The sequence below is a fragment of the Halococcus qingdaonensis genome (assembly GCF_024508235.1).
GTDB classification, from domain to species: Archaea; Halobacteriota; Halobacteria; order Halobacteriales; family Halococcaceae; genus Halococcus; species Halococcus qingdaonensis.
Genome location: NZ_CP101943.1, coordinates 861,251 through 878,691, shown reverse-complemented (window position 1 = coordinate 878,691; position 17,441 = coordinate 861,251). Strand labels below are relative to the sequence as shown.

The 17,441-nt window shown below is 65.3% G+C and carries 14 protein-coding genes, 2 tRNA genes and 1 pseudogene; 9 read left to right on the top strand and 8 right to left on the bottom strand.

Going from position 1 to position 17,441, the window contains the following annotated elements; genetic code table 11:
• Positions 1–191: 191 nt before the first annotated feature.
• A tRNA-Pro gene (locus tag NO363_RS04660) sits at positions 192–264 on the bottom strand.
• Between the two features lie 106 nt (positions 265–370).
• On the opposite strand from NO363_RS04660, the gene NO363_RS04655 reads away from it, so the two are divergent.
• Positions 371–1,135, top strand: coding sequence for a mechanosensitive ion channel family protein (locus NO363_RS04655; RefSeq protein ID WP_256687222.1), 765 nt, complete (start codon positions 371–373; stop codon positions 1,133–1,135).
• Here the strand turns inward: NO363_RS04655 and NO363_RS04650 are convergent.
• A protein-coding gene (locus NO363_RS04650) for an IS630 family transposase (protein WP_256686327.1) occupies positions 1,098–2,227 on the bottom strand; the annotation gives its coding sequence in 2 pieces (ribosomal slippage) (positions 1,098–1,801 and positions 1,801–2,227; 1,131 coding nt in all). The two genes, NO363_RS04655 and NO363_RS04650, sit on opposite strands and share 38 nt — an antisense overlap.
• Positions 2,228–2,286: 59 nt before the next feature.
• Here NO363_RS04650 and NO363_RS04645 point away from each other — a divergent pair.
• Positions 2,287–3,510, top strand: a pseudogene (locus NO363_RS04645) (carbon starvation CstA family protein); the annotation flags it as partial.
• 14 nt (positions 3,511–3,524) lie between these two features.
• Here NO363_RS04645 and NO363_RS04640 read toward each other — a convergent pair.
• The 3 genes from NO363_RS04640 to NO363_RS04630 all read right to left on the bottom strand — a co-directional run bounded on the left by NO363_RS04640 (position 3,525) and on the right by NO363_RS04630 (position 6,621).
• Positions 3,525–4,118 (bottom strand): DUF8052 family protein, encoded by a 594-nt coding sequence (locus tag NO363_RS04640; protein WP_256687221.1) that lies wholly within the window; start codon positions 4,116–4,118, stop codon positions 3,525–3,527.
• Positions 4,119–4,201: 83 nt separating this feature from the next.
• Positions 4,202–5,767, bottom strand: a complete 1,566-nt coding sequence (locus NO363_RS04635) for a succinic semialdehyde dehydrogenase (RefSeq protein WP_256687220.1) — start codon at positions 5,765–5,767, stop codon at positions 4,202–4,204.
• Positions 5,768–5,823: 56 nt separating this feature from the next.
• Positions 5,824–6,621 (bottom strand): RIO1 family regulatory kinase/ATPase domain-containing protein, encoded by a 798-nt coding sequence (locus NO363_RS04630; protein WP_256687219.1) that lies wholly within the window; start codon positions 6,619–6,621, stop codon positions 5,824–5,826.
• Between the two features lie 96 nt (positions 6,622–6,717).
• Between NO363_RS04630 and NO363_RS04625 the strand changes: the two genes are divergently transcribed.
• A complete protein-coding gene (locus NO363_RS04625; RefSeq protein ID WP_256687218.1) occupies positions 6,718–7,857 on the top strand; it encodes an acyl-CoA dehydrogenase family protein in 1,140 nt (379 codons plus the stop codon).
• A gap of 1 nt (position 7,858) precedes the next feature.
• On the opposite strand, the gene NO363_RS04620 is transcribed toward NO363_RS04625, so the two are convergent.
• The gene (locus NO363_RS04620) at positions 7,859–8,380 is read right to left on the bottom strand and encodes a GNAT family N-acetyltransferase (protein WP_256687217.1); all 522 of its coding nucleotides are present in this window, start codon (positions 8,378–8,380) and stop codon (positions 7,859–7,861) included.
• Positions 8,381–8,492: 112 nt separating this feature from the next.
• Between NO363_RS04620 and NO363_RS04615 the strand changes: the two genes are divergently transcribed.
• Both NO363_RS04615 and NO363_RS04610 read left to right on the top strand, forming a co-directional pair.
• Positions 8,493–9,467 (top strand): NAD-dependent epimerase/dehydratase family protein, encoded by a 975-nt coding sequence (locus NO363_RS04615; RefSeq protein WP_256687216.1) that lies wholly within the window; start codon positions 8,493–8,495, stop codon positions 9,465–9,467.
• Positions 9,468–9,514: 47 nt separating this feature from the next.
• Positions 9,515–10,582 (top strand): NAD(P)-dependent glycerol-1-phosphate dehydrogenase, encoded by a 1,068-nt coding sequence (locus tag NO363_RS04610; RefSeq protein WP_256687215.1) that lies wholly within the window; start codon positions 9,515–9,517, stop codon positions 10,580–10,582.
• 39 nt (positions 10,583–10,621) lie between these two features.
• Here NO363_RS04610 and NO363_RS04605 read toward each other — a convergent pair whose 3' ends face one another.
• A complete protein-coding gene (locus NO363_RS04605; protein WP_256687214.1) occupies positions 10,622–12,583 on the bottom strand; it encodes an AMP-dependent synthetase/ligase in 1,962 nt (653 codons plus the stop codon).
• 543 nt (positions 12,584–13,126) lie between these two features.
• Here NO363_RS04605 and NO363_RS04600 point away from each other — a divergent pair.
• The 3 genes from NO363_RS04600 to NO363_RS04590 all read left to right on the top strand — a co-directional run bounded on the left by NO363_RS04600 (position 13,127) and on the right by NO363_RS04590 (position 14,504).
• On the top strand, positions 13,127–13,711 hold the full coding sequence (locus NO363_RS04600; protein WP_256687213.1) for a 2Fe-2S iron-sulfur cluster-binding protein: 585 nt from the start codon (positions 13,127–13,129) through the stop codon (positions 13,709–13,711).
• A 44-nt stretch (positions 13,712–13,755) separates the two neighbouring features.
• Positions 13,756–13,828, top strand: a tRNA-Arg gene (locus tag NO363_RS04595).
• A gap of 76 nt (positions 13,829–13,904) precedes the next feature.
• Positions 13,905–14,504 (top strand): TetR/AcrR family transcriptional regulator, encoded by a 600-nt coding sequence (locus NO363_RS04590; RefSeq protein WP_256687212.1) that lies wholly within the window; start codon positions 13,905–13,907, stop codon positions 14,502–14,504.
• A gap of 170 nt (positions 14,505–14,674) precedes the next feature.
• Here NO363_RS04590 and NO363_RS04585 read toward each other — a convergent pair whose 3' ends face one another.
• Positions 14,675–15,874, bottom strand: coding sequence for a hypothetical protein (locus tag NO363_RS04585; protein ID WP_256687211.1), 1,200 nt, complete (start codon positions 15,872–15,874; stop codon positions 14,675–14,677).
• Positions 15,875–16,051: 177 nt separating this feature from the next.
• Between NO363_RS04585 and NO363_RS04580 the strand changes: the two genes are divergently transcribed.
• On the top strand, positions 16,052–17,215 hold the full coding sequence (locus NO363_RS04580; RefSeq protein WP_256687210.1) for an enolase C-terminal domain-like protein: 1,164 nt from the start codon (positions 16,052–16,054) through the stop codon (positions 17,213–17,215).
• The last annotated feature ends 226 nt before the right edge of the window (positions 17,216–17,441 follow it).

Here is a 17,441-nt window from a genome sequence, read left to right as displayed (position 1 = left end):
GATGAAGGGCGAGACCGCGAAGCGGTCGAGGGCTTCGGCGGTGCTGTGCAGTCGCGTAGGAAGTTTGTACCGCGAGCGAACGCAGTGAGCGAGCGGGCGCGAGGACGACCGGAGGGAGTCCGACGCGCTTTTTGGTGGAGATTTTTGCTCGAGCGAGCGCGCTCCGCGCGAGCGAGGTGCAAAAAGGTCCATGGGACCGTCGTGATTCGAACACGAGTCCGACGCACCCCATGCGCCGAGGATACCAAGCTACCCCACGGTCCCGCATATCGATGGATGCTGGCTCGTGGATTAAGCCCTTCGCTTCCGGGATGATCGGTCGCGCCGGCAGGCGATGGTTTGATGATCCGTTCGTGTGTGAACTCTGACGATGCCTTTGATACCGCTACAGCAGGGCGTGCCGACGAGTGTCGGGGAGTTCGTGAGCCAGTACGGTGAGGCGCTCATCAGCGTCGCCACCACAGCCGTACTGTTCCTCGTCGCGTTCGTGCTCATCTATTTCGTCGGACGATCGGTGCTCGTCCGTCTCGTGAGGGGCGCACTCAACGCGCGTGGCTACGATCCGAAAGTCGTGAATCTGGGTGGGACCGTTGCTCGCGCGCTCGCGCTGTTCGCGGCGCTCTCGCTCGCGGCGACGATCGCCGGCTTCGGCACCGTGCTCGCGGCGTTTGCGACCCTGTTGGGTGCGCTCTCGCTCGCGGTCGGCTTCGCCGCTCAGGACCTGTTGGCGAACTTCGCCGCGGGTATCTTCATTCTCAAGGACGATCCCTTCGGCATCGGCGACTGGATCGAGTGGCCCTCCAGCAACGAAACCAAATCCGGCGTCGTCCAGGATATCGGCCTGCGCGTGACGAAGCTCAAGACGTTCGACAACGAACTGATCACCGTCCCGAACTCCGAACTCGCCGACAACGCCGTCACGAACCCCGTCGCCGACGACGAACTCCGCATCCCGTTCACTTTCGGGATCGGCTACGAGGACGACATCGAACAGGCGAAGGAGATCATCGTCGAGGAAGCCGCAACCGTCGACGAACTCAAGGGCGATCCCGATCCCGACGTGATCCTCACCGAACTCGCCGACTCCTACTGTGCTGTCAGTCGTCAATTGAAGGATATAGCCGCTTCAGTTTGATTCGGGCATCGTCGGTCGTGAACCGCCAGTCAATGTCGGTATCATCGCTGTTTCGTTCCTTCTTCCACGCGGCGACCTCCTGACGGAGCGTCGCCGCGTCGGGGATGCGTCTGTCGAGACACTGCTGCTGGAGCGTATTGAACTCGATTTCCGCCATATTGAGCCAGCTACCGTGTACTGGCGTGAAGTGAAATTCGAGCTTGTCGAGTATCCGCCGTGCTTCAGCTGGATCGAAATACTCGTAGAAGGCTGCCGGCTTGTGCGTGTTGAGGTTGTCCAGCACCACCCGGATGCAGTCCGCATCCGGGTAGTGCTGATCAACGAGGTGCTGCATGAAGTGAACCCAGTCTTCAGTGGTTCGGCGATCTTTGACCCTCACCGCTCGCCAGCCGGCAAGCGGTTCGGAGGCCAGAAACAGGTTCTTGGTGCCGTTACGCTCGTACTGGTAGTCTTCGCGGGCAACCGTGCCCGGCTGAGCCGGGCGCGGTTGCTCGACCTGCTTGAGTAGCTGTTTGGGATGCTCGTCGAAACAAACGAGAGGCCGGTCTGGGTCGTATGGTTCGCGGTAGAGTGAGAGGACGTCCTCCATGTGGTAGATGAACTCGGTGTCTTGCTCTGGCGGGATCACCCATTGCTTGGATCGGTGAGGCTGTAGCTCGTTTTTTTGAGGACTTGACGCACGGTTTCGTGAGAGACTGATTCGTGATCGATCTCGTCGAGGACAACAAGTTTGTCGGAGAGAAGACGGAGCGTCCAGCGAGCGCGCCCGTCGGGCGGCTCGCTGGTAGCAAGGGCAATGAGATGAGCTTCGTCCTCACCGTCGAGTTTGCGTTCGTAGGTGCGGTCAGGATTTTTGCGTTCGATGGCATCAAGCCGGTCGCGTTCGTGGAACTTTTTCCGGGTTCGCCACGCTGTAGCTGGGCTACAGCCGAGTGACTCGGCGATATCCGAGTCACTCTTGCCGTCGTCTGCTTGGAGTAGGATGCGCGCACGAGTAATCTTCTGTGCTCGGTGAACGCCGTGGGATGTGATCGCGTTGAGAGTGTCGCGTTCTTCTTCGGTCAGCTCGATCGGGTACGTTGACTGGCTCATTGCCATACCGTATTGATGCGCAGTAAGATAGCATTTTCAGTTTATAGTTGACGACTCACTACATCGCGCTCGCGCTCGTCTTCGGCGTCTATCTCTACCAGTTCGATCTCCCCTTCATCCCCGGCACCGTACTGTTCGTGACGCTGACGTTCGCCAGCGTCTTCGTCGGGCTCCGTTTTCCGATTCAGCTTACACAGACCCAGTGGATCCCGATCGTGCTGGTCTACTCGTTCATCGCGAGCGTGCTGCCCGTCTGGACGCTACTGCAACCGCGTGACTACCTCTCGTCGTTCCTGCTGTACGCTGGCGTCGGCGGCGCGCTGGTCGCGATCATCGTCGGCACGGTGCTCGGCACCGCGAACGAAGCGCTCGTGACGAACATCCCCGCGTTCACCGGGTTCGGCGGTAACAGCACGCTCGGGGCGTCCAGTCCGCTGTTCCCGATGCTGTTCGTCACGATCGCCTGTGGGACGATCAGCGGTTTTCACGCGCTCGTCTCGTCGGGGACGACCGCGAAACAGTTGAACAAGGAGACCGACGCCCGCCTGATCGGCTACGGCGGGATGCTCGGCGAGGGGCTGCTCGCCACCGTCGCGCTGTCGGCGGTCGCGGTCGTGGGCGTCACCGCGGCCGACGCGACCGGCGGTGTCGGGCTCGCGCTCCCGAAGTTCGCGGGTGGCGGCGGCGTGATCCTGAGTAGCCTCGGGATCCCGGCGAGCTTCGGCGCACCGTTCATGGCGCTCGTGATGGTGAGTTTCCTGCTCACCTCGACCGATACCGCGCTCCGACTCGGCCGCTATCTCTTCGAGGAGATCGTCGGCACGCCCGAAACGACGACCCAGGAAGTGGCCTCGAACCGCTACGCCAACAGCGCCGTCCAGTGTCTGGTCGCCTACGTCCTGATCGCCTCGGGCACGTGGACGCCGCTCTGGCAGCTGTTCGGCAGTGCGAACCAGCTGCTCGCCGCGCTCGCGCTGCTCACCGCGACGGTCTGGCTGGCGAACTGGGACGACGGCAAACAGCTCGTCTCGACCGGGGTGCCGATGGTGTTGATGTCGGTCGTGACGGTCTGTGCGCTCGTCTATCTCGAGTTCTATCAGAACCTCTATCAGGGGCTGATCCTCGGCAACGCGGAGACGGCAGCGTGGTCGCTCGCTCTCCAAATCGTCATTGGCACGATCCTGCTGGTGCTCGCGCTCGCGCTGTTCCGGCAGGGTCTCGGCAACATCCGGGACGTCCGTGGGCAGAACGTCACCGCCGCCGACGGTGGCACCGACCGGTAATCGACTCGTTTTCGTCATCGATCGGCTCGGCCGAAGATCGTGTCCGCGAGCCGGCCGAAGAGACTACGATCACGTGTGACGGGCGGCGTCCACGTCCGAAACGCCGCGGCGACGTCGGCCTTTTCGCTCGCGGCGAGCTCCTCGGAGCGAGGAGCAACGACGACGAGATTTACCTCGTAGTGGCCGTAGTAGCCGTACTTGAGCAGCGTTCGGTCGCGGAACCCCTCGACGCGGTCGGCGACCGCTTCCGGGATCGTCGGGGCGACGAAGACGAACGTGAAATCGGTGCTGTAGTGGCGCTCGTCAGCCTCGATCCAGTCGTCGGCGAGGGTGTGGCCGAGATCGATCGCCGTGTCGAGGGTGTCGGTGTCGATCGCGTCGACCCGGCGGACGAAGAGGTGTTCGTCCGAGTCGTGTCGGGCGTAGGAGACCGTCGGATGGAGGAAATACTTCTCGCGTTCGAGCGTGAACCGGCCGTACAGCGTCCACGTCGTGTCCCCGACCGGTCGATCGCGTTCGAGGTCGTAGGAGTTTTCGAGCCGCTCGGCGACCCGTTCGAGATAGTCCTTCTGGATGGGTCGGGACGGTTCGGTGTCGGCGTCAGCCATCGAGGGCGTGTAGCCGTGCTCCGGGGTTGCCCGTTTCGTTTCTCGCCGGATCGGGCAACGAGTTGTGGATCGGATGAATCCGACTATCGAAGCCCAGGAATCCGCTTCAGCACGCGCATTGCGGCCGTCATCCCTGCAGTGTAGAGCTCCTCGGGAACGCCGGATGGGGCGGCGATCGGTGCGAGGCGCTGTTCGGCCACCGTCTGCGCATCGGTGTATTTGCGAATGCCCTCGCGGCCGTGTCGCCGGCCGAGCCCCGACTCCTTCATCCCACCCATCGGCGCGTCGGTCGAGGCCCACGTCGCCACGTAGCCCTCGTTGATGTTGACGGTGCCACACTCGATCCGGCGAGCGACCGCATGGCCAAAGTCGGAATCTTCGGTCCAAACGCTCGCGTTCAGCCCGCGATCGGAGTCGTTCGCCAGTTCGATGGCCTCGCCCACCTCGTCGAATTCGTGGATGGCGACGACGGGGCCGAAGGTCTCCTCGTTCGCGACCGTCATCTCGTCGGTGACGTCGGTGAGCACCGTCGGCTCGTAGAAATACGGGCCGACGTCGGGCCGCGCCTCGCCACCCGTGAGCACCGTCGCCCCCTTCTCACGCGCGTCCTCGACGTGGGATTCGACCTTCTCCAGCTGGTCGGCCGAGGCCAGCGAGCCGACGTCGGACTCGTAGTCGAGACTCGTCCCGAGTTCGAGCTCGTCGACCGCATCGACGAACCGTCGCTCGAACGCCTCGCGAACGCCCGACTGGACGTAAAACCGTTCGAGCGAGATACAGAGCTGGCCAGCGTTGGTGAACGCGCCACGGATCGCACCCTCGACGGTTTTCCCGAGATCGGCGTCGTCGAACACGAGGAGCGGGTTCTTCCCACCGAGCTCCATCGAGCAGTCGATCAGGTTCGCGCCGGCCTGTTCGGCGACTGTCCGACCCGTTTCCGTACTCCCCGTGAACATCAGATAGTCCGAGTTCTCGATGAGCGGCGTCCCGATCTCCGAGCCACGACCGGTGACGACCTGAAAGACATCGTCGGGGAGGCCGGCCTCACGGAGCAGCGAGACGGCGCGCAGTGCGGTGAACGGCGTCTCCTTCGCGGGTTTGAGTACGACGGCGTTGCCGGCGAGCAGCGCCGGGATCGCGTCCGAGACCGCGAGCGTGAGTGGGTAGTTCCACGGTGAGATGATGCCGACGACGCCCTTCGGATGGTGGTGTTCGACGGTCTTCGTCAGCAGGGGAATCGCACCCGCGCGCCGGCGTGACTGGATGTGTTCGTCGCCGTGATAGGCGTAGTACCGGCTCGTGATGGCGATATCGAGCAGTTCCTCGTAGGCTGCGCGCCGGCTCTTGCCGCTCTCGCGCTGGACGAGATCGAGCAGTTCCGCCTGCTCGTCGAGCACGAGGTCGTGATAGCGCTCGACGACAGCTGCGCGCTCGTCGAACGAGCGGTCGGCCCAGGACGCCTGTGCGTCGGCGGCGCGTTCGGTGGCCGCGCGCACGTCCGCCGCGGTGTGGGCGGGCACCGTCCCGAGCTCGTCGCCGGTGTCAGGCGCTTCGACGACGATCGACTCGCGATCCGCTGCATCCGTCGGGAGCTGGCCGAGCAGGTCGGCGAACTCACTCGGCGATCGGCGTGTCGTGGTCTCTGCCATACCCCGTTCAGGGGCGACGCTCGGGTATAGCTGTTCCCGGTCATGACCGGCCGGGACTACGCCGCGCGCTTTTCGATCTCGGCACGGAGAACGGCGGCGTCGAAATCGTGGTCGGGGCGCACGCCGACGAAATCGACGAACTCGCGGGCGGCGAGCAGCTCCTCGATACTGTACTGCTCGCTGGCGACGTCGACTGCCGCCCGCCCGCCGAGAGTCGGTTCGAGCACCGCGAGCGCACACGCGAGATCGTACGACCGCGCGTCGACGGAGGCGTCCTCGCGCACGCTCGTCGCGTCGATGACGTAGAGTTCGCCGTCGGCGACGAGGACGTTTTCGGCCTGGAGATCGCCGTGACCGAAGCCCGCTGCGTGCATTCGTGCGAGCGACGCGACGAGGTCTGGCGCGATCGCCGCCGTCTCCGCCGGCGAGAGCTCCGCAAGCGTCCGGAACGCGGGCAGATATTCGAGGACGACCACGCCGAGATCGCCGTGACTGAACGCCTCGATCGGCTCGGGCGCGTTGACGCCGATATCGCGGATGCGGCGGGTGGCGGCGAGTTCGTGTTCGGCCATCTCCAGGGGGCTGTCGAGGCGCTCGAAGAAGCCCTCGGTGCCGCTCGAAAACATCCCGAGGTTTCGTCCGGCGGTGAACAGCGCGTGGACCAGCGCGTTCTGTGGGCTGATGATCTTGACGAACCAGCGATCGTCGACGACGCAGGGCGTCGAGAGCCAGTTGTCGCCGTCGAGGAAGTTCACGTGGACGGTCGACTGCCCGTACCGGGCTGCGACCTCCCGACAGACGGCTTCGAGGCGCGGCCACTCGACGTGACCGCGGACGAATCGGCGGACTGCCACGGCCGAACTGGGACACGGGCGCGTAAAACCCTCGCGTCCGGTGATCGACAATGATCGTTGCCGAGGGTTTTATCCTCCCGCCATCGTAGTGGCGGTATGAATTTCGACCTGCCCGACGAGCACCGGATGATGCGCGATACGGTCCGGGAGTTCTGCGAGGAGGAGATCACCCCGCTCGCCCAGGAGATCGAGGACGAACACCGCTTTCCCGCCGAGGTGTTCGACGAACTGGGGATACTCGACGTGATGGGCGTCCCGATCAGCGAGGAGTACGGGGGACTCGGCGGCGATCAGCTCATGTATTCGCTCGTCACCGAGGAGCTCGGGCGCGTCTCGGGATCGATCGGGCTCTCGTACGCCGCGCACGTCTCGCTGGCCTCCAAGCCGCTCGAACTGTTCGGCACGCACGAACAGAAGGAGGAATGGCTTCGCCCACTGGCCGAGGGCGAGCACATGGGCGGCTGGGCGCTCACCGAACCCAGCAGCGGCAGCGACGCCAGCGACATGGACACTCGCGCGGAGAGAGACGGCGACGAGTACGTTCTCAATGGCACCAAACAGTTCATCACGAACGCGAGCGAGGCGGGCTCCGTGCTCGTCAAAGCCGTCACCGATCCTGAGGCGGGCTACGGCGGGATCTCGACGTTCATCGTCGATCCGGACGACGACGGCTTCGAGGTCACGACGATCTGGGACAAGATGGGGCTCAACGCCTCCCCGACCTGCGAGATCCAGCTCGACGATGTCCGACTGTCCGAAGACCGCCTCCTGGGAGCGGAGGGTGAGGGCTGGGAGCAGACGAAGAAGACGCTCGACGGCGGACGCATCTCGATCGCGGCACTCTCGGTCGGACTGGCACAGGGGGCCTACGAGGCGGCGAAGTCGTACGCCACCGAGCGCGAGCAGTTCGACCAGCCGATCGCCGAGTTCGACGCCGTGCGGAACACGATCGTCGACATGGATCGGAAGATCGAGCGCGCACGCCTCCTCACGCGAAAGGCCGCGACGACCTACGACGCCGGCGGTGACGTCGGCCGCCTGAGCGCGCTGGCGAAACTCGACGCGAGCGAGATCAGCCGAGAGGTCGCCGAGGACGCCGTCCAGGTGCTCGGCGGCTACGGCTACACGACCGACTTCGCGCCACAGCGGTTCTACCGCGACGCCAAACTGATGGAGATCGGCGAGGGCACATCGGAGATCCAACACCTCGTCATCGGGCGCGAGCTCGGGCTCTGACTCACTCGTACTCGTCGGCCAACAGGCCGTAGCGATGGACGTCGACGAACTCGCCGTCGACGAACGCCTCCTTTCTGAAGACGCCCTCCTCGACGAAACCGACCTTCTCGAGCACGCGCCGCGAGCCCGCGTTGAAGTCGAAGGCGTGGGCGACGATCTTGTTGCGGCGGCGCTGGTCGAAGCCGTATTCGACGAGCAGGGCGGTCGCCTCGGTCGCGTAGCCCTCACCCCATGCGTCGGGCGTCAGCCAGTAGCCGATCTCCGCACAGCCCCAGGTATCCATCACGTCCGAGAGGCCGATCGTGCCGACCGGCTCGCCATCGACGCAGACGAGCAGCGAGACACCGTCCTCGTTGGCGTTCTCGATCCATTCCTCCTCGTCGCTCTCGCTCATCGGCCCGACCGATCCGATCGGGCGACGCACCCGCGGGTCGTTCATGTTGCGCTGGAGGAACTCGACGTCCTCCTCCGCGGGCGTTCTGAGCGCGATCGGCTCGCCGTCGAGAAACACCGGGCCGGGCATACCCGACACATTTCGTCCGACAATATCAGTGTTCCGTGCGTTCATCGACCTGACGAACGAGCACCATCGCCGATTCCCGACGACTTTTGTCCCGGCCACGAGTGGCTCCGGCATGAACGCACTCGTCATCGGCGGCACGCGGTTCATCGGCCGCCACACCGTCACCGAGCTGCTCGACAGCGGGTACGGAGTCACGGTGTTCAATCGCGGCACCCACGACGATCCGTTCGACGAGCGCGTCGAACACGTCGAGGGCGACCGCACCGAGAGGGCCGACCTCGAACGCGCCGCCGAGCGCGATCCCGACGTCGTCATCGACTGCGTGGCCTACCACCCCGACGAGGCCCGAACGGCGATCGAGCTGTTCGACGACAGCCGGTATGTCGTGATCTCGAGCGGCGCGGCCTACGGGAGCGAGGAGATCCCCAAACGCGAGGGCGAGACCGCCCTCCACGACTGCACCGCCGAGCAGGCGACCGACGACTCACAGGAGACCTATGGGCCGCGAAAGGCCGAAATCGACCGCGTCGTGAGCGACGCCGCTGCCGACGGTGCGGCGGCGATGAGCGTACGCCCGCCAGTGGTCTACGGCCCGCACGACTACACCGAACGGTTCGACTACTGGCTCGATCGGGTCGACAACCACGATCGCGTGCTGGTGCCCGGCGACGGCGACTGTCTGCGCCACCTCGTCTTCGTCGAGGACGTGGCCCGCGCGCTCCGGATCGTCGCCGAGGAGGGCACCCCCGGCGCGGCGTACAACGTCGGCGATCGCCGACTGCCGATCCTCTCGGAATGGATCGAGCTCGCGGCCGACGCGCTCGACACCGAGGTGGATATCGTGACCGCCAACGAGCGCGAACTCGCTGCCGCCGATCTGGCGCTCGACGACTTCCCGCTGTATCGCTCGTACCCACACGTACTCGACACCCACCGGCTCTCGACGCTCGGCTGGACGGCGACACCGATCCAGGAAGCGCTCGCACGAACGGTCGACGAGCACCGCGCGAGCGATCGCACCGGCCGCGAGAACGGTCCCGATCGCGAGGCCGAAGAGCGGGTGCTCTCGGTGCTCGATACGCTCTGAGGTGACGGGAGGACAAACGGTTTGGCGACCCGGCGGCGAGAGGGGCCATGTTCGACAAGACCACGTGGATCCGCCTGCCGCGCAACGTCGTGGTCGGCCACGGCGTGCTCCCGCAGACGACCGAGGCCATCGCCGAGCTCCACCTGACCGGCCAGCCACTCGTCGTGACCAGTCCGACGGCGCGCGAAGTCGCCGGCGAGCGCGTCGTCGCCGACTTCGCCACGGACGGCATGGAGCCGGCGACGGTCGTCGTCGAACAGGCGAGTTTCGAGGCCGTCGAGCGCGTCATCGAGACCGCCCGCGCCGAGGAGGCGGGCTTTCTCGTCGGCGTCGGCGGCGGCAAACCGATCGACATCGCGAAGATGGCGAGCGACTCGGTCGACATGGGGTTCGTCTCCGTGCCGACAGCCGCGAGCCACGACGGCATCGTCTCCGGGCGTGGGTCAGTCCCCGAGGGTGACTCGCGCCACAGCGTGGCTGCCGAGCCGCCCCTCGCCGTCGTCGCCGACACCGAAATCATCGCCGACGCGCCCTGGGAGCTCACCACCGCCGGCTGCGCCGACATCATCTCGAACTATACTGCTGTCCGCGACTGGCAGCTCGCCCACCGCCTCCAGAACGTCGAATATTCGGAGTACGCGGGCGCACTGAGTCAGATGACCGCCGAGATGCTCGTCGACAACGCCGATTCGATCAAGCAGGGTCTGGAGGAGTCAGCCTGGGTCGTCGTCAAGGCGCTCGTCTCCTCCGGGGTAGCGATGTCGATCGCCGGCTCCTCGCGACCGGCCAGCGGTGCCGAACACCTCTTCAGCCACCAGCTCGACCGCATCGCCCCCGGCGCGGCGCTGCACGGCCACCAGGTCGGTGTGGGCTCGATTCTGACGGAGTACCTCCACAGCGGCGAGGCGGGCAGATGGACGAACATCCGCGACGCGCTCGCCGGTCTCGGCGCGCCGACGACCGCCGCCGAACTCGGCATCGACGACGCGGCGATCGTCGAGGCGCTCACGAGCGCCCACGAGATCCGCGACCGCTACACGATCCTCGGCAACGGGATGAACGAGAGCGCCGCCCGCGAGGTCGCCACGACGACGGGCGTCATCGGTCGGTCGTAGACCGCTTCCTGCTTTTCCACCGATCCGGTCGGGAGCCCGCTAATCGTCGGCCGCCGGCTGCTCGGTCGCGTAGATGCGGTCGATCCGATCGGCGAAGCGGGTTCTGATATTGCGGCGCTTTTTCTTCAACGACGGCGTGAGAAGGTCGTTTTCGGGCGTCCACGCGGTCGGGACGAGTTCGAAACGCTTGATCTGCTCGTGGGGTTCGAGCTCCTCGTTGACGTTCTCGACGTGTGCGTCGACCCATTCGCGGGCGTTCTCGTCGCGACAGAGCGCCGCGCGCTCGCTCGGCAGTTCGAGATTTTTCCGGGCGGCCCACGCGCGCAGCCCCTCGAAGTTCGGAACCACCAGAGCGCTCACGAACTTCTCGTCGTCGCCGAGCACCATCGCCTGTTCGACCCGCTCGGAGGTGGCGAAGGCGTCCTCGATCGGTCCGGGGGCGACGTTCTTGCCCGTCGAGAGCACCAGCAGCTGTTTCAGCCGCTCGTGATAGACGAAATAGCCATCCACATCGCGTTCGACGATGTCGCCGGTTCGCAGCCAGTCGTCGTCCTCGAAGGCGGCGTCGGTCTCCTCGGGGTTCTCCCAGTATCCATCGGTAACGTTCGGCCCGCGGACGAGCAGTTCGCCGACCGTGCCGTCGCGGTCGTACTGATCGGCTGGCAGGACCGACGCGTCGAGTCTCGTCTCGACGCCGGTGAGTGCTGGACCAAGTGTGCCGGGTTTCGGTGCCTCGGGCGGGTTGACCGAGACGACGGGTGCGGCTTCGGTGAGCCCGTAGCCCTCGTAGATCGGCAGATTCATCCCGTCGAACAGTCTGGCGAGCTCCGGCGAGAGGCTGCCGCCGCCGCTGATGAAGAACTCGATGTTACCACCCATCGCCTCCTTCACGGTGCTGTAGACGAGGCGATCGGCGAGCGCGCGCTCGAAGCGAAGCGTCCGGCCCGGGTCGTCCTGACGGCTGGTGCGCTTCGCCGCCGCGACCGCGCGCTCGAAGATACGACGTTTGATGGCCGAGTCGGCGTCCTCGCGCATCGAGTCGAAGATGCGTTCGTAGATGCGCGGGACGCTGGTTGCCGTCGTCGGCTGGACGGTTTGAATGTCCTCGGCCACCGTATCGGCGCTCTCGGCGTAGGCGACGGTCGCACCGCTCGCGAACAGGAAGAAGTGGCCCGCGAGGCGCTCGAAGACGTGTGCGAGCGGGAGAAAGGAGAGCGCGACCGTCTCGCGACCCACCGAAGGGAGATCTGCAGACTTGTCGGGACGATCGCCGAAGCGCTTTCTGAGCTGATTGATGTTCGCACGGAAGTTCCGGTGAGTCATCCTGACGCCCTTGGGCTTGCCCGTCGTTCCCGACGTGTAGATGAGGCTCGCCAGGTCGTCGGGTGTGCGTTCACTCAGCCAGCGCTCGTAGGCCGCGCGGTCGAAGGTCTGCTCGCCGCGCTCGTAGACCTCCGAGATCGTGAACACGTCGTCACGGTCGGTCGAAATATCGTCCAGCACGACGACGAACTCGAGCTCGAGTGTGTCCTCGACGTCGAGCACGCGTTCGAGCCGGTCGCGGCTGTCGACGATCACCCCGGTGGCACCGGGATCGTCGAGGAGATACTCGACCTGTCGCGGCGAGGATTCCTTGTATACCGTCGTGACGACAGCGCCAGCGGCCAGCAAGGCGAAATCGGCCTGTGCCCACTCCATGCGCGATGCGGAGAAGATCCCAATTCTGTCGTCGCTCTCGACACCGAGATCGCGGAATCCGGCCGCGAGCGAGCGGACGATCGACTGGAGTTCCTCGTAGCTGAGCGTCACGTACTCGCCGGGGTCGGCGCGTCTGATGACGGTACCGGCGAGCGAGCGCTCGTGGACGTCGCCCTTGTATCGCTGGGCCGGTCGGTCGGCGTTGCGGGTCGCGCTCCGCTCGAACAGTCGCGGGATGGTGTCGGTGCCGATGACTTCGTCGGTGTGGTCGCGCTCGGCCGCGCGCCAATCCCCGTCGCTCATGGTCGTCGATGTCACGCGGCGACCATAGCTGTTGGCCCGGACACAGGCGGTGGGATTTGATGCCGAGGTGACAGCCGCACCCGCGCGGCGGTGGTGCGGCCGCCGGATGGCTGTGGTGCTGTGGCGGCGGTGCGGTACCTGGCGGATAAAGGGCGAGGCGTGTGGCACGAGCGAAGCGAGTGCCGCGACCGAAGGGAGCGCGCTGAGGGCTTCAGTTACCGTGCGGGACGGTTGCGGAGAGCAGCCGTGTCCGCGCAAACGCAGTGAGCGCGGTTCGCCGCGAGTGAGCACGAAGTGCGAGCGAGCGGAAGTTTTCGGTCCATATTTTACAAGTAAAGAGGGAGCGGAGGTCCATCGTACCATGCGAACGGGCGCGAAGCGCCCGTGAGAAGAGGGTTGAGCGCCGCGAGGTGGCTCCGCCGCCTCGGTCCGTGCAAGCGGGCCTCCGGCCCGCGAGCAGATGCCACCGGCGCGCACCCCCGCAGCAAAAAGGTAGGTGCGGGGAATCAATAGGTAGTTAAACCGCCCTTCCATACGCCGGACATGGTCGAGGCATTCGGGCTGTCGATAGGCGTTCTGCTGGTGCTGATGACGGTGGTGTTGCATCTCTCCTCGGGCACCGAGCGCCCCATCCCTGACGACGTCTCGCAGTCGGTTCTCGAACGGCGTGCCGAGAGCATTCCGGACACGAACTTCCCGGAGCCGATGAACCGGTCGATCGGTGGCGGTGGGGCACCGGCCGGAGCGATCGGCGGCGAGGGTGGTGCCGAGGGTGAAATCGCCGAAAGCGAGGAGGGCGAGGAGTCCGAGAGTCCGGCCGCCATCCCGGACGACGAGGCCGAGGTGTACGAGGTTGAGTACGAGAAGGAAGGCGAGACGCTCGACGTGCCCGAAAACCAGACGCTGCTCGAAGCCGGCGAGGAGCAGGGCTGGGACCTTCCCTACGCCTGCCGTGCGGGCCAGTGTCTCTCCTGTGGCGGCCACGTCGCCGACGGCCCCTCCGAGGACTATCTCACCCACGATGGCCAGGAGATGCTCAGCGAGGACGAAGTCGGCGACGGCTACACGCTGACCTGTGTCGCCTACCCGACGTCCGACATGACGCTCGAAACGAACGAAACGCCCTGAGCTATCACAACGCCTAAAGCACCGACCTCCCTCTCCTGTTCTGTGGGCGCGTAGCTCAGTGGATAGAGTTCTTGGTTCCGGACCAAGACGTCGCGGGTTCAAATCCCGTCGCGCCCGTGAGCGAGACGAAGTGGCGAGCGAATCAACACGCGGAGCGATGCATTTTTCCATCTTGACTGAATAGTTAGTTACCATGAGTGCGGACACCGCCCGCAACGAGACACAGATCGATATCATGGAGGCGACGTATCGAGCCCTCTGTGAGCACGGGTACGCCGACCTCACGATCCAAGCGATCGCCGACGAGTTCGACAAGAGCAAATCGCTGCTCTACTACCACTACGACACGAAAGACGAGATCCTCATCGCGTTTCTCTCGTATCTGCTCGACCAGTTCTCCATCGAGGACGCGATCGACAGGGACGAGAGCCCGGACGAACAGCTGTGGACGCTCGTCGACGAGTTACTCCCGGAGTCGCCGCCGGACGAACATCGGGAGTTCCAGCTCGCGCTGTTCGAGCTGCGCTCGCGGGCGCTCTCGAAGGCGGCATACCGCGAGCAGTTCACCCGCGTCGACCGACTCATCCACGACGCGTTCGTCGACGTGCTCACCGCCGGCATCGACGACGGGAGCTTCCGCGAGATCGGTGTCGAGGAGACGGCCACGCTGCTGGTGTCGACGGTCACCGGCGCGATGTTGCGCCGCGTGACGACCGACGACGACGTCACCGCCGCCCGCGAGGCCGTCGTCGATCTCGTCGAGTCACGGCTCATCGCCAACGAGGACGATTGATCGATCGAGGGCGGGCGACGCGCTCTCTTTTTCATCGTTCGGGCGCGGGTGCTGTTCGTTTCTATATTCGAGTTGCGCGTCGTGAGTCAGTACTGATTCGTCCGAACGGATAGCCGCTCCGTCGTCAACAGCGGACGAACTGCTCGGATATCGACAGTATCGTCCGCGAATTATGCGGGCGCGGTCGCGGGTTCGGGCTGGGGTTCGTCGGGCCGGTCGGTAGCGCGGACGAGCAACCCCGTCAGGACGGCGACGCTGGCGACGAAAAACAGCGAGCCGATCGACGACGAGGGATCGCCAAAGAGGAGATAGATCGGCGCGCCGGCCGACGGGCCAAGGACGACGACGGCGATCTGCGAGAGCGCCGGCCCGCAGCAACAGCACGCCTGCGGGGCGGCGATGCCGGCGATGCCCGCGCCCGTCTGGGAGGTCCCGCTACCGGACTGAAAGGCGAAGAGCGCCGCGTTCAACCCAATTAGCGTGCCGAACAGGGTAACGAGGAGCACCGTTCCGACCGAGATCACCCCGCCGATCGGCACGTTGGGATACCAGAACTCGACGGCCGGCCACATCACCAGCGGGTCGGCCACCGGCAGCACGGAGACGATCTGTTCCGAGAGCGACACGCCGGTGCCGTCATCGGGGATCAGATAGAGCATGCCCGACGAGAACGCGAAGAAGAGCACCGAAAGTCCGCCGACGGCGAACCCGAACCGACGGGCCGTCCGGTCGGCGAGAAGCTGGCGGATCAGACCGCCGGCGTCCCGATAGAGGACGTAGCCGAGCCCGATGACGAGGCCGAGAACGATGAGATAACCCAGTGAGTTCGTCTCGGTGTAGAGCCCGAACACCGACAGGCCGGGATAGGCGACCCACAGCCCCAGCAGGACGCCGAGACCGGCGAATCGGGGTTGCCGGGACCAGCGGAACTGGCCGACGAGCACGCTCGCGAGCATGATTCCCCCGCCGACGAGCAGCATCAGCGGGGCGTGGATCGCCCGCGGGACGATCGGCTGGGCGGTCAGCCACTCGTAGGGCGAAAGCTGGACGATCCAGATCGCGCCGACGATCCCCACCACGAGACCGACGATGGTGCCGTGAAGGCGATAGCGGGCCGCAGCCGGCCGCAGGCGATGCAGATACTGACTGGCGACGACGATCCCGAGACCGACGACGAGCGGGACGAGTCCGAACCACTGTTCGAGTCTGAACCCGTTGACCGTGACGGTCCCGCCGTGAGCGGAGGCGATCGGCATGGAGCCGAGCCCGGCGACGAGGAGGACGGCCGTGAGCATGGCGCGCCCGAGACGCCGGCTTCCGAGACGGCCGTCCGACCGATCCGTGGCTGTGCGGTCCGTGCTGGAAGTCATTGTTCGGGGGTTGTATCGGCCGCCATATACGGCCACCGGTTCGACTGACGGACCAGCGAACGCGGCGCAGACACGTGATCATCGAGATCGGCAGATCGACGTGATCGTGGAGTGCCGACAGCGAAAAGCGGGATGACACAAATGGGTTTTTCTATCACGGTTGTGTAGCGGGCCGTCATGCCGCCGGAAATCACGCGCATCGAAACGACGGAATTCAGCTACACGCTCTCCGATGTCGGCTCCGATCCGGGGTTCAACCTCGTCTACGAGCCCGGAGAGACCACCGAACGTCGGCTGTTCAGCATTCGTGTTCACACCGACGGAGATCTCACCGGCGAGTTCGTCGGCGGCAACTCCCCGGCGTTCGCCCAGTTCCACGAGGTCGCCGACTACCTCATCGGGAAGAACCCACTCCGGCGCGAGCGCCACTGGTCGGAGATGAAACGCGCCCTCCGGAAATACGACCGCATGGGGATCGGTCCGGTGGACATCGCGCTCTGGGATCTCGCCGGCAAACACTACGGCGCGTCCATCGCCGAACTGCTCGGTCAGTATCGCGAGCGCCTGCCCGCCTACGCCTCGACTTATCACGCCGACGACAACGGAGGACTCGACTCGCCGGAAGCCTACGCAGACTTCGCCGAGCAGTGCCAGGAGCTGGGCTACGGCGGGTTCAAGATCCACGGCTGGGGCGGTAGCGACGAGCGCCGGGACATCGCTCGTGAAGTCGAGACCGTCCGCGCGGTCGGCCAGCGCGTGCCCAGGATGGATCTGATGATCGATCCCGCCTGCGAGTACGAAACCTTCGGCGACGCGCTGAAGGTGGGCCGGGCGTGCGACGAACAGGAGTTCCTCTGGTACGAGGACCCCTTCCGCGACGGCGGCATCTCCCAGCACGCCCACCGGAAGCTCCGCCAGCAGCTCGACACGCCGATCCTCCAGACCGAACACGTCCGCGGGCTCGAATCGCACACCGACTTCGTCGACCGCGAGGCGACCGACTTCGTCCGCGCCGATCCCGAATACGACGCGGGCATCACCGGCGCGATGAAGATCGCCCACATGGCCGAGGGCCACGGTCTCGACGTAGAGATCCACTCGCCGGGGCCGGCCCAGCGCCACTGCATGGCCGGGATGCGCAACGCGAACTACTACGAGATGGCGCTCGTCCATCCCGACTGTCAGAACACCGCTCCACCGATCTACGAGGAGTACGAGGATCAACTCGACTCGATCGATAGCGACGGCACCGTTGCCGTTCCCGACAGTCCTGGACTCGGCATCGAGTACGACTGGGAGTTCATCGACGAGCACAAAACTGGCGGACGAACCTACGAATAGGTCGAATTCAGGCGAGCAATCGTATTTTCGGATGTGCCGATGGAAGCGGATCTCCTAACGACGAATCCTGACTCAAATGAGGGACCGCAACCGCCCCGCACCGCCCACATCCCTCCCCAGCCGATTCGCTCGTCGCTACGCTCCTCGCTCATCCCTCGCACAGTGTTCGCGTTCGGTGCTCATCTTCGTTCGCACACGAGCGCGAGCGCGCGCCGATCGCGACGGG